Source organism: Streptomyces sp. NPDC006326 (genome assembly GCF_040612915.1).
Taxonomy (GTDB): domain Bacteria; phylum Actinomycetota; class Actinomycetes; order Streptomycetales; family Streptomycetaceae; genus Streptomyces.
This window is the reverse complement of record NZ_JBEXRC010000063.1, coordinates 24718-35397: the sequence shown is the minus strand read 5'-3', so window position 1 is coordinate 35397 and position 10680 is coordinate 24718. Positions and strand designations below refer to the sequence as shown.

Sequence of the window (10680 nt, the reverse complement as noted above, 5' to 3'; positions counted from 1 at the left end):
GGGGGGCGGCTGCGCTGCCGGTGGTCGTGACGGGCCCGGGGCGGGTCGCGTGAGCGAGGCGGTCAGCTCGGGGCCTCCAGGCCATACGGCGCAGCGCCGTCTGGCTGCGCCGTATGGCCTGGAGGGCGATCGCGGCGAGGGCCCTCGGTGCCCCACGACCGTCGCGCCGGGTGGCGGAGGGTCACAGGAGTGAGGCGGCGGCCGGCAGCGAGGCGGGGGGTCTGTGCGGCCGTCGCGCCGGGCCCTGGCGCCGCCGCGCCGCAGGTGTCGTCTGCTGGCGGCGCAGCGCGGTCCAGAGGGCGACCCGCGGCGAGGAGGCCGCGCTATGGGGCAACTCGCCTCGCATGCCGAGGGTGCGGACGCTGTAGTCCGTCAGGCGAGGCAGCGTCCGGTTGGCGGCTGCGTGGGGTCTGCCGGACCAGACGGCCGGTCCGGCAGCGGTTGTCTCCGGCGGGCACAACGCCCGCGTCGGGGCCGGCGAGGTCGTCGCCGCCCCATGCACGCCATAGGCGAGCGCCCGGCCGGTCCGCTTGCCCTGCGCACCCCCGTCGGGGATGGCGTTCGCTGCAGGGCCCCGCGGGCGCGCGCCGTGATGGGCCCGGTGGCGGGTCGCGCGACGAGGTGGTCAGCCCGGTGGTTCCCACCGCGGGGCAGGGTGTTCGTCCCGGTGCCTGCTGGTGTCGCCGCCGGACCGGGCAGGCCGGAGGGGAGTGCCCCGGCCGGCCCGCTTGGCCTGAGCACCCCGGCCGGCGAGCGCGTTTGCCGCGAGGGCCGGCCGGCCGGGCGCGTGCCGTGACGGGGCCGGTGGCGTCGCGCGAGCGAGGTGGTCAGTCCGGTGACCGCCAGCGACGGGCCTGCCGAGGTCGCCGCCCGCGCCCTGCCTGCCGGGGGCGAGCCCCGGCCGGTCCGCTCGGCCTGCGGCGGGTCTGGTCGAGCACCCCGGCCGGGGAGGGCGTTGCTGAGGGCCGCGGGCGGGCCTTGGCGGCCCGGCGGGTCGCGCGAGCGAGGCGGTCAGCCAGTGGCCGCCACCCGTGGGCAGGGTGTCCGTGCCGGGCCTGCTGAGGCGCCGCTGCGTCGTGCAGGCCGGAGGGAGTGCAGGGGCCGCCCGGGCGCGCGCCGTGACGGGCCGGCGGGTCGCATGAGCGAAGTGGTCAGCCAGGTGGTCGCCAGCGGCAAGGCCTGGCGAGGTTGCCGCCCGTGCCTTGCATGTCGGCAGCGGGCCCCCGGCCGGTTCGCTCGGCCTGCGGTGCGGTTTGGTCGAGCACCTGGGCTGGGAGCGGGTCGCCGGCTCGGTGGTCGCCGGCGACGGGCGGGGGGCGTTCCGGCCGGGGCCTGGCGAGGTTGCCGCCCGTGCCTTGCATGTCGGCAGCGGGCCCCCCGGCCGGTTCGCTCGGCCTGCGGTGCGGTTCGGTCGAGCACCTTGGCCAGGAGGGGGATCGCCGGCTCGGTGACCGCCCGCGACGGGCAGGGGGTCTCCCGGCCGGGGCCTGCCGAGGTCGCCCCCGTGCCCTGCATGTCGGGGGCGAGCCCCCGGCCTGTCCGGTTCGCCTGCCCCGGCCGGGAGGGCGATCGTGGCGAGGGTCGCCGGGGCGCGGCGGCTCAGGGCTTGCCGCGGCCCGTCATCATGTCGCGGAGGCGGTCGACGAGGCCGACCCCCGGGGCGAGGAGCTTGTTGGCGGGAGGCTTGTCCGGGGCGGACGGGTGCGGGCGGGTCGGCGCGGTCTTCTTGGCAGTGCGCACCTTGTCACCCAACTCGTTCAGCATCTCGGGCGTACAGGCCGAACGGAGCTGCGGGAAGAGGTTGGTCTCCTCGTCGGCGATGTGCTCCCGGATCTCCGTCATGAGCTTGAGCATCAGCGCGTCGAAGCGGGGGTCGTCCGCTTCGCAGCCCTCCAGCTCCTTCATCGTGCGCTCGGCCGCCGCGTGGTCCTCAAGCTCCTTGTCCGCCATCATGTCGCCGTCCGCCATCTGCTCGCGTACGGCCGGGTAGAGGTAGGACTCCTCCGCGACCGAGTGCCGCACCAGTTCGATGATGGCCTGCTCCGCGAGGGTCTTCCGGCGGGAGTCGCCGGACGGCATTCCCTCGATCTTGCCGAAGATCTCTTCCACTTCCCGGTGGTCGGTGGTCAGCTCTGCGATGACGTCGCCGCCATGTCCCATCGCGTTCTCCTCGATCGTGATCGGTGCTCGGTGCTCGGTGCTCGGTGCTCGGTGATCCGTGGTCCTGTCGGCTTCCCAATGAAATCGACGCAGGGGGACACGCCGGGCATTTGCCGCGATCCGCGTGTCGGGCCTGTGGCCCAGCCCACCACGGGAGAAGGCCCTGCTCCATTCCAATTCGGGTGATACCGCCGTTATGGTGATGGACCACCCGTCATCCCGGCCTGGAGGCCTGCCGTGCCCACGGACTTCTCCCTGTCCCCGCTCATAGCGGCGACGGCGCAGTGGCTCACCCGGGCCTACCCCTCCGGCCGGGGCGCCCTCGAACGCAGCCTCGCGGAAGTCCAGTCGCGCCAGGCCGTCACGCTCGCCGCGTGGCTGCGGTACCCGACGGAGCTCGACGTCCAGCTGGTCGCCCTGACCGGCCCGGGCGGTTCGGACCGGCTCGACTGGATCACCGGAGCGGACGCTCATACCACCGGGACCGGCGATCCGCAGGAGCACGCCTGGCGCTCATGGGTCGACGAAGTGGTCGCCAGTTGGGCCGCATGCCTGCTGAGCGTGCCCTCCCTGGCTGCGGCCGCGGCGCAGGCCGTGAGCGGCACGGACCACGTGGGTACGCTCCCCGTCGCCTTCCGCCGGCTCACGGAGCCCGCGTCGGGCGACCGGCAGGCGGCCGCCCTCCTGCGGCATCCGGACCTCCTCGCGCCGATAGCCGAGCTGCACCGCGAGCCCCTCCTGACCCGTCTCGGCGCCTGACCGCCTCCGCCCTGTTGACTCCGACCCCGGTGCGGCAACCCGATGGTGGTAGTCCCTTCGGGTGAGGCCGCGCGGAGCGTCGTCTTTGTTCTCGGTGGTGGTCGGGTCGCGGTGTACCGTCCGCTCGGTCGCCCTGATCCGCCGTCTGCCGGTGGGCCGGGGCGGCGCGTTGTGCCGTCCGCGCGGTGCGGACGGTGGACGTCGTAAAAAGGAGGACATCGGACATGGCTACGGGAACGGTGAAGTGGTTCAGCGCGGAGAAGGGTTTCGGGTTCATCGCGCAGGACGGTGGCGGCCCTGATGTCTTCGCCCACTACTCGGCGATCAACGCCGCGGGCTTCCGGGAGCTCCGGGAAGGCCAGGCGGTGACCTTCGACGTCACCCAGGGGCACAAGGGGCCGCAGGCGGAGAACATCACCCCCGCCTGACCGCCGGAGACAGCGCGGCGGACCGCCCGACGGCGGTCCCCCGGGCCTCGGGGGCCCGGGGGAGTGCCGAGCCGCCTCCGGGCACCGGGTACGCCGGCCCCCGCGGGCACCTCCCGGGCACCCCGGGCGAGCCCGCACCCCCGCCCCGCGGCCCCGGGCGACGGGCCCGGGCCCGTCGCCAAGCCGGGACGCGCCGGTCCGGCGTGTGGCGCCGCGGGCCGGGCGGGGGTTCGCTAGAAAGGGCGGCGGGACGCGGAGCCCGCAAAGACTCGGCAGGATGAGGTGCGCATGACGGATGTCTTCGGAGCTCCGTGCTGGGTGAGCCTGACCGCCCGCGACCTCGAAGCGGCGCAGCGGTTCTACGGAGCCGTACTCGGCTGGACCTTCCGGCCCGGCCGCCCCGGCGAGGGCCTGTCCGTCGCCGAGCTCGAAGGGGCGCCCGTGGCGGGCATCGGTGCCCTCGCCGGGGACCTGGCGGTCCCGGCGGCCTGGACCTCGTACTTCGCCGTCGGCAGCGCCGACGCCACCGCCGCCCGGATCCGGGAGCGCGGAGGAACGGTCGCCGTCGGCCCGGTCTCCTTCGAGACCGGCGGCCGCGGGGCCCTGGCGGCCGATCGCGAGGGCGCCGTCTTCGGCATCTGGGAGGGCTTCGTGTTCTCCGGCTGGCGGGTGGGCCACGGGCATGCGCCGGCCTGGCTGGAACTGCGTACGCGCAACGCCTTCGACGCCGCGATCTTCTACGGCGAGGTCCTGGAGTGGGCCAGCAGCCGGCCCGGGGCGTGCCAGGTGTCGTACGAGGAGGACCAGGTGGTGCTGCGCCACGACGGCGAGGCGGTGGCCCGCCTGAACAGCGGGCCCGTCGAGGTCGCGGCGCTGCGTCCCCACGCTCGGCCGCGCTGGCACGTGCACTTCCGGGTCAACCGGCTCGAAGCCGCGGTGCAGGCCGCCACCTCGCTCGGCGGGATGACCGTCTCCGACCCCGAGCCGCGGGGCAGCCGGCACCAGGTCACGCTGCGGGACCCGGACGGCGCCCTGTTCACCCTCACGGAGAACGCCGACGAGGACGCAGCCTCCGGGGGCGCCGCCCTCGACTGAACGCCGGGCCGACGGCTCAGGTTCCCAGGGCCGGCTCCGAGGCCCTGCCCGCCACCGCCGGCCCCGCCCCGGCGCCGTGCATGACGGCGCCGAACGCCTCCATGCAGGCCGCGCAGTAGCGTTCCCCGGCGCCGGCCGGGGCGGTCTTCGATGCGGACACGAGGCGGAGCCCGCACAACGTGCCCGAGGCCGCCTCTTTGGCGAGGACGTGCCAGACCGCCTCGCGCCGGTCTGCCGATGCGTAGCGCATCTCGTACATGGCCGCACCTTTCTGCACTGGATCGGTGGGGGTCCGCTTCCCATGAGAGGACACGGCCGCCGAAGGAGCCAACCGGGATGGGCCGACAGGGGGAAAACCGGGCCCGGGGCGTTTGAACTCCGCCCCGGGCCCAGGGTCTGGCAGGCTCAGCACAGGCTCAGCGCAGGCCCGGCACCGGCTCGGGCTCAGGCGGGCCAGGTGCCCGTCAGGCGTTTGGCCGCCACCGCGCCGGAACGGTCGATCACCGCCTTGACCGCGGCGAACACGGCTCCCTGCAACGCCGCCGCCAGCAGGATCTCCCGCCACGAGCGGTCCTCGTCGGTGGCGTTCGGGGCGTCCTCCTCATGGCCGAGCCGTTTCCAGAGCTGCTTGAAGGCGGCCCCGGCCAGGGCGCCGCCGGCAGCACCCAGGGCCATCCCGACCGGCTTGTAGACGATCTTCGACGTCTTCACCGGTTCCTCCCTCCGGGATGCCACAGCAGCAGCCACAGCAGGCAGCCCGCCGCCGCACCCGCTGCCACCAGCCACCGGTTGTCACGGACGGTCCGGGCGGCCTTCCCGCCCGCCTCGTGCGTAGCGGCGACGGCCCGGCCGCGAGCCTGCGCCGCCTGGGCCTTGAGGTCCGTCTTCGCGACCAGCGTTTCCACCGTCCGCCCCAACTCCTCACGAGTCTCGGCCACTTGGGCGCGCAACTGCTCGCGGGTGGGCTGCGGGTCGTGCGTCTGGGATGTCCGGGTCATCGGTGCGCCCTCTCCTTGATCTCGACGAGGTCGGCCCGCACGCTCTCGATGGCCTGCTCGGGCACCGGAGGACCGGCCTGGCCGACCTTCCTCTTGCCGAGGCCGCCGAGCACGGCCGCGATCAGCAGCAGGGCGGCGGCGATGACGAGTGCGGCCGCCCACAGCGGCAGCACCAGGGCGAGCGCGATGATCGCGGTGGCCACCAGCGCCTGGAGGGCCAGCATGGCCACGATTCCCGCGCCGCCGAGCAGCCCGCCGCCGACGCCCCACCTCCTGCCCTTCTGGGCCATCTCGGCCTGCGCGAGGCGCAGCTCGTCGTGGACCAGTTGTGTCAGCTGCCGGGAGGCCTTCGAGACGAGCGCGGCCACCGACTCCTCCTGATCGGCCCTGCGGGCGGCCCGGTGGTCGGTACGGTCCAAGAGATCCATCACCTGTCTCCTGTTTCCTCGGTACACGGCGAGAGGCGGCCGGGACGGTGGACCGGGGCCGCCGGGCGGCCCCGGGGCCACCGCTGTCCGCCTCAGGAGGACAGCGCCTCCAGGAGGTCACCGACCTTCGGTTCGGGCAGGGCCCGTGCGACATCGGCCTGGGCCACCATGCCGACCAGGTCGTGGCCGTCGATCACGGGCAGCCGCCGTACCTTGTGCCGGGCCATCGTGTGCAGGATCTCCTCGGCGTCGTCGTCGGCCCCGATGGTGACCGCCTCGCCCTGGGCGAACTCGCCGGCCTTGCACTGGGCGGGGTCCTTGCCCGCTGCCAGGACCTTCACCACGATGTCCCGGTCGGTGAGCATGCCCTTGAGCCTGTTGTCGGTGCCGCAGATCGGCAGGGCGCCGACACCGAGCCGCTCCATCTTCTTCGCGGCTTCCAGGACGGTTTCCTCGGCGCCGATGCATTCGGCGCCCTCTGTCATGATCTCGCGGGCAGTCGTCATGATCAGTTCCTCCCTTGTCGCTCCCGCATGGGTGTCTCCTGGCGCCTGCCCGGTCGTACGCGCCGCTAACGCCCGGCCGTCACCGGGGCGGCCCGGGGAAGGTGCCGGGACCGCGCCGATGACGTGGAGGGCGTCCGTCGGCGATCGCCGTCGCCGCGCGCCGGCCTTGTCGAGGTGTCCACCCGTACGGTCCGCATGACGCCTCGTCGAGTACGGCGGTCCCGCGGCCGTACGCCCGACGGCGCCGTGCGGCCGGGGGGTGGCCGCCGGGTCGCCGCCGGAGGGGCCGGGTCAGCCCGCCGGGCTCATTCCTCTGCCGCCGTGGCGGCGTCGAGGGCGGCGGTCAGGCGGTGGAGCCGGGCCTGGAGATCGCGGATCTCCGTCAGCTCGAAGCCCGTCGAGGTCGCGATCCGGCGCGGAACCTCCGCCGCGCGGGCGCGCAGCGCCGCCCCCGCCTCGGTCAGGCTCGCGTGGACGGAGCGCTCGTCCTCGCTGCTGCGTTCGCGGCGGATCAGGCCCGCGGCTTCCAGCCGCTTGAGCAGGGGCGAGAGGGTCCCCGAGTCGAGCCGCAGGTGCTGTCCGAGCTGCTTGACGGGCATCGTGCCGTGCTCCCACAGCACCAGCATCACCAGGTACTGGGGGTAGGTCAGACCGAGGTCCTTCAGGACGACGCGGTAGAGACCGCCGAAGGCCCGGCTCGCCGCATTGAGCGCGAAGCAGATCTGGCCGTCCAGGCGGAGGAAGTCCTCGTCGCGGAGGGTGTCGGTGCGCTGCTCGGTCATGACGGCAAGTGTACCCGCCAAGAGCTTGTGGGTCATTTAGTTGTGCACAACTGAATTGTGTGGTCTATTGGTGGAGGCGGTCGACGACCGGCCGCCGCTCTTCCCCCGTTCCACCCCGCGAGAGGAACTCCGATGGACGCCCTGTACACCGCTGTCGCCACCGCCAACGGCCGCGAAGGCCGCACCGTCAGCTCCGACGGCCAGATCGACCTCGCCCTCGCCATGCCCCCGGCCCTCGGCGGCAACGGCCAGGGCACGAACCCCGAGCAGCTCTTCGCGGCCGGGTACGCGGCCTGCTTCGCCAGCGCGCTGGGCCTGGTCGGCCGCCAGGCCAAGGTCGACACCGGCGAGGTGTCCGTCACTGCGGAGACCTCCATCGGCCAGGACGCCACCGGCTTCGGTCTCGCCGTCACCCTGCGCATCGAGCTCCCCGAGTCCCTCGCGGGCGAGACGGGCGCCCTGCTCGTCAAGCAGGCGCACGAGGTCTGCCCCTACTCGAAGGCGACCCGCGGCAACATCCCCGTCGAGCTCGTCATCGAGTAGTCGTCGGCATCCGGCGGCGGCTCCCGCCGCCTTCGGGCCCACGCGGCCGTGAGGGGCGCCCGCCCGGCGGGCGGCCCGTCGCCGTCACGGTGATCCGGACCGAGTTGCCGAAGGCGCCGGATCCGCCGCCGGTTCGCGCAGGAAGGGCGGCCTGCGCAGCGCGTGCAGGGGGCTGACCGCCCCGTCATCGATGCGGACACCGAGGGGCGCAGCCCTGACCGGCCACCGTGTACGTACCGGGCCCACCCCGGCGGACACCGTCGTCGCTCACGGAGTGCTCCCGGTCGAGGCCCTGCTCCTGCTGATCCCCGGCATGGCCGAGGTCCTGCACGTGATCCACGTTCCCTGGCCGGCCGGGGGACCATGCGGGGCCCGTCGGTGGCGGCAGAACGTTGCGCGCTTGAGGTCGCGGTGCGCGATGCACGCCGCCGCCGGACGTGGCGGCGGCCGCCACTCACGGCCCTCGCGCCGGCGCGGTAGTCGGCCGGCACGCGTCACGCGTGGCGGGGGTCGGAAGGCCGGCGCCCCGGGCCGAGGGTTCGGTGACGAGGCGCCCAACGGGGAGGCCGGTGCGGCGGCATGGCCGGCCGGTGCCGGCTGACGGGCCGCGTCGGCGCACTGGTCGGTCCGCGCCTGGCGCGGTATGCGCCGGGGCGAGGCACTCACCGGGGAGGCCGGCCCGGCACCCCGGTCCGCGGCACGGCCGGCCGGTGCCGCTTGGCTTCCGGCTTGCGCGGCGACGGGCACCCCGGCGTTCCCCGCGCCGTGCTCCACCGCATCGTGCACGCGGTCGGCCGCGGCCCGTCAAACCAGCCGGCGCAGCGGATTGATGACCCGTCAGCCACACTGGGCGCACCGGCCCTCGGGCCACCGACGGCCGACCGAACGGCACCGGCCTCCTCCGTGCCGCCCTGCTCCCTCAAGCCGTCCAGGGCCTGCTTTCGGATCAGGCCTGGCGCGTGCGATCGCAAGGCCGAGGAGGGAGTCCAGGCGGTGGGGCCCTCCCGGCGGTAGCCGGGGGGCATCGACGACCGACGAGAACATGATCCGGACAATAGGCCCTAGCCGCCGCCCCGGCGCTGCCCGGCGCCGTCGCCCTCCTCGTGCTCCCCCTGCCGCTCGTCCTCCCGCCGCCGCGTGGACTCCTCGGCGGTCCGGTTCCGTGTCGGGCGGTCCCCGCCGGGGGCCTCTTCCACCTGCTCCTCGCGGCCGATCCCCGGCCGCTGGGCCTTGTCCCGCATGCTGCCGCCGCCCATGGCGCCGCTCCTTTCGCCGTCCGTCCGGCTCCGCCGAGCGTCTTCCCGCCGCCGCGGCCGTTACGCGCACGGCCCGCGCAGGGCGGCGGTCCCGCGAGACCGGAGCTTTGCCCCGCCGTCGGGAAACCGTGACAAATGCGGCGTAACCTGGTCGGAACCGCCGTACCCGCCCATGAACCACGGAGGCGGCGCATGACCGATCCCTGGGGCTTCTTTCGGACCCCCCGGCGCCCCGTCCCGGGGCGCCCCGCGGAGCAGCGGCTCGGCGACTGGCGCGAGGTCCACGCCGGGCAGACGCTGCTGCCCCTGGTGTCGGAGCAGGCCAACCGGTGCATGGACTGCGGAGTCCCGTTCTGCCACGGCGGCTGCCCGCTGGGCAACCTCATCCCCGAGTGGAACGCGTACGCCGCCCACGGCGACTGGCGGGCCGCCGCCGACCGGCTCCACGCGACCAACAACTTCCCGGAGTTCACCGGCCGGCTCTGCCCGGCGCCCTGCGAGGACTCCTGCGTCCTGTCGATCAACTCCGACCCGGTGACCATCAAGAACGTCGAGCAGACGATCGCGGACCAGGCCTGGGAGCACGGATACGCCCCGCCCGCACCGCCCCCGCGGCTCAGCGGCAGGACCATCGGAGTCATCGGCTCCGGGCCGGCCGGGCTCGCAGCCGCCCAGCAGCTCACCCGGGCCGGTCACACCGTCGTCGTCTACGAGCGGGACGACCGCCTCGGCGGGCTCCTCCGCTACGGCATACCGGCCTTCAAGATGGAGAAGGCGCAGCTGGACCGGCGGATCGCCCAGATGAGCGCCGAGGGCACCGTCTTCCGCACGGGGGCGGACGTCGGCCGCGCCGTCGACGCGGCCGAGCTGCGCAGGCGCCACGACGCGGTGGTCGTCGCGGTCGGGGCCGGGGAGCGCCGGGAGCTCGCCGTACCGGGGCGCCGGCTGCGGGGCATCCACCAGGCCATGGAGTACCTGATCGCCGCCAACCGGGTCGGCGAGGGCGACCTGGACCGGCCCACGATCACGGCCGAGGGCCGGCACGTGGTGATCATCGGTGGCGGGGACACCGGCTCGGACTGCCTGGGCACCGCCCTGCGGCAGGGCGCGCTGTCGGTGGTCCAGCTCGACATCAACCCGGAACCCGGCCCCGAGCGGCCCGACGCACAGCCCTGGCCGGTGTACCCGAAGGTCTACCGGATCTCCCACGCCCACGAGGAAGCACGCGGACGCCACGGCACCGACCCCCGGCTCTTCTCCTCCGCCACCGTGCACTTCGACGGTGACGCGGCGGGCCGGGTACGGGCCCTGCACCTGACGGCGGTGGAGCCCACGCGCAGAGCACCGCTCCCGGGGACCGAGAGGGTGATCGAGGCCGGGCTGGTCCTGCTGGCCCTCGGCTTCTCGGGCCCGGAGCGGGCCGGCGGCCTCGGCGAGCAGCTCGCGCTCAGCCGCGACGCACGGGGGGCCTTCGCACGGGACGCGGACTTCGCGGCCCTCGCCGGACCCCGCCCGCCCGGCGAGCCGGCCCCCCGGGCCGCCCGCCGGGAGCCCGAGGGGGTGTTCGTCGCCGGTGACGCCGGACGCGGCCAGTCCCTGGTGGTGTGGGCCATCGCGGAGGGGCGGGCCGCGGCCGCCGCCGTCGACCGCTACCTGACCGGTTCCACGGCCCTCCCGTCCCCTGTCCGCGCCCACGACCGCCCGCTCTCGGCCTGACCCGCCCCG

Annotated in this window: 13 protein-coding genes and 1 pseudogene; 6 read left to right on the top strand and 8 right to left on the bottom strand. The window is 74.8% G+C overall.

The window, feature by feature from the left end; all coding sequences use genetic code 11:
- Positions 1 to 1599: 1599 nt before the first annotated feature.
- The gene (locus tag ABZ128_RS32465) at positions 1600 to 2160 is read right to left on the bottom strand and encodes a hemerythrin domain-containing protein (RefSeq protein WP_356853105.1); all 561 of its coding nucleotides are present in this window, start codon (positions 2158 to 2160) and stop codon (positions 1600 to 1602) included.
- 237 nt (positions 2161 to 2397) lie between these two features.
- Here ABZ128_RS32465 and ABZ128_RS32460 point away from each other — a divergent pair, with 237 nt between their 5' ends.
- The 3 genes from ABZ128_RS32460 (at position 2398) to ABZ128_RS32450 (ending at position 4442) form a co-directional block, all read left to right on the top strand.
- Positions 2398 to 2919, top strand: coding sequence for a hypothetical protein (locus tag ABZ128_RS32460; protein WP_356853103.1), 522 nt, complete (start codon positions 2398 to 2400; stop codon positions 2917 to 2919).
- A gap of 224 nt (positions 2920 to 3143) precedes the next feature.
- Complete coding sequence (locus ABZ128_RS32455; RefSeq protein ID WP_356853102.1) at positions 3144 to 3347, top strand: cold-shock protein; 204 nt, start codon at positions 3144 to 3146, stop codon at positions 3345 to 3347.
- A 288-nt stretch (positions 3348 to 3635) separates the two neighbouring features.
- Positions 3636 to 4442 carry a VOC family protein gene (locus ABZ128_RS32450; RefSeq protein WP_356853100.1) on the top strand — a complete coding sequence of 269 codons (807 nt, stop codon included), beginning with the start codon at positions 3636 to 3638 and terminating at the stop codon, positions 4440 to 4442.
- A gap of 16 nt (positions 4443 to 4458) precedes the next feature.
- Here ABZ128_RS32450 and ABZ128_RS32445 read toward each other — a convergent pair whose 3' ends face one another.
- The 6 genes from ABZ128_RS32445 to ABZ128_RS32420 all read right to left on the bottom strand — a co-directional run bounded on the left by ABZ128_RS32445 (position 4459) and on the right by ABZ128_RS32420 (position 7156).
- Complete coding sequence (locus tag ABZ128_RS32445; protein WP_356853099.1) at positions 4459 to 4701, bottom strand: hypothetical protein; 243 nt, start codon at positions 4699 to 4701, stop codon at positions 4459 to 4461.
- Positions 4702 to 4886: 185 nt separating this feature from the next.
- Positions 4887 to 5153, bottom strand: a complete 267-nt coding sequence (locus ABZ128_RS32440; RefSeq protein WP_356853097.1) for a DUF4235 domain-containing protein — start codon at positions 5151 to 5153, stop codon at positions 4887 to 4889.
- Complete coding sequence (locus ABZ128_RS32435; RefSeq protein WP_356853096.1) at positions 5150 to 5440, bottom strand: DUF3618 domain-containing protein; 291 nt, start codon at positions 5438 to 5440, stop codon at positions 5150 to 5152. The genes ABZ128_RS32440 and ABZ128_RS32435 overlap by 4 nt, the downstream gene beginning before the upstream one ends.
- On the bottom strand, positions 5437 to 5868 hold the full coding sequence (locus ABZ128_RS32430; protein WP_356853095.1) for a phage holin family protein: 432 nt from the start codon (positions 5866 to 5868) through the stop codon (positions 5437 to 5439). Before ABZ128_RS32430 ends, ABZ128_RS32435 begins: the two co-directional genes overlap by 4 nt.
- Before the next feature lie 92 nt (positions 5869 to 5960).
- Positions 5961 to 6374, bottom strand: coding sequence for a CBS domain-containing protein (locus tag ABZ128_RS32425; RefSeq protein ID WP_356853094.1), 414 nt, complete (start codon positions 6372 to 6374; stop codon positions 5961 to 5963).
- A 305-nt stretch (positions 6375 to 6679) separates the two neighbouring features.
- On the bottom strand, positions 6680 to 7156 hold the full coding sequence (locus ABZ128_RS32420; protein WP_356853093.1) for a MarR family transcriptional regulator: 477 nt from the start codon (positions 7154 to 7156) through the stop codon (positions 6680 to 6682).
- 132 nt (positions 7157 to 7288) lie between these two features.
- Here ABZ128_RS32420 and ABZ128_RS32415 point away from each other — a divergent pair, with 132 nt between their 5' ends.
- Positions 7289 to 7699: an organic hydroperoxide resistance protein gene (locus ABZ128_RS32415; protein WP_356853092.1), complete on the top strand. Its 411-nt coding sequence runs from the start codon at positions 7289 to 7291 to the stop codon at positions 7697 to 7699.
- Between the two features lie 62 nt (positions 7700 to 7761).
- Positions 7762 to 8039: pseudogene (locus ABZ128_RS32410) on the top strand (serine/threonine protein kinase); the annotation flags it as partial.
- Positions 8040 to 8760: 721 nt separating this feature from the next.
- Here the strand turns inward: ABZ128_RS32410 and ABZ128_RS32405 are convergent.
- Entirely contained in the window at positions 8761 to 8955 is a 195-nt protein-coding gene (locus ABZ128_RS32405) for a hypothetical protein (protein WP_356853091.1), read from the bottom strand.
- Between the two features lie 192 nt (positions 8956 to 9147).
- Here ABZ128_RS32405 and ABZ128_RS32400 point away from each other — a divergent pair, with 192 nt between their 5' ends.
- Entirely contained in the window at positions 9148 to 10671 is a 1524-nt protein-coding gene (locus ABZ128_RS32400; protein WP_356853089.1) for a glutamate synthase subunit beta, read from the top strand.
- The last annotated feature ends 9 nt before the right edge of the window (positions 10672 to 10680 follow it).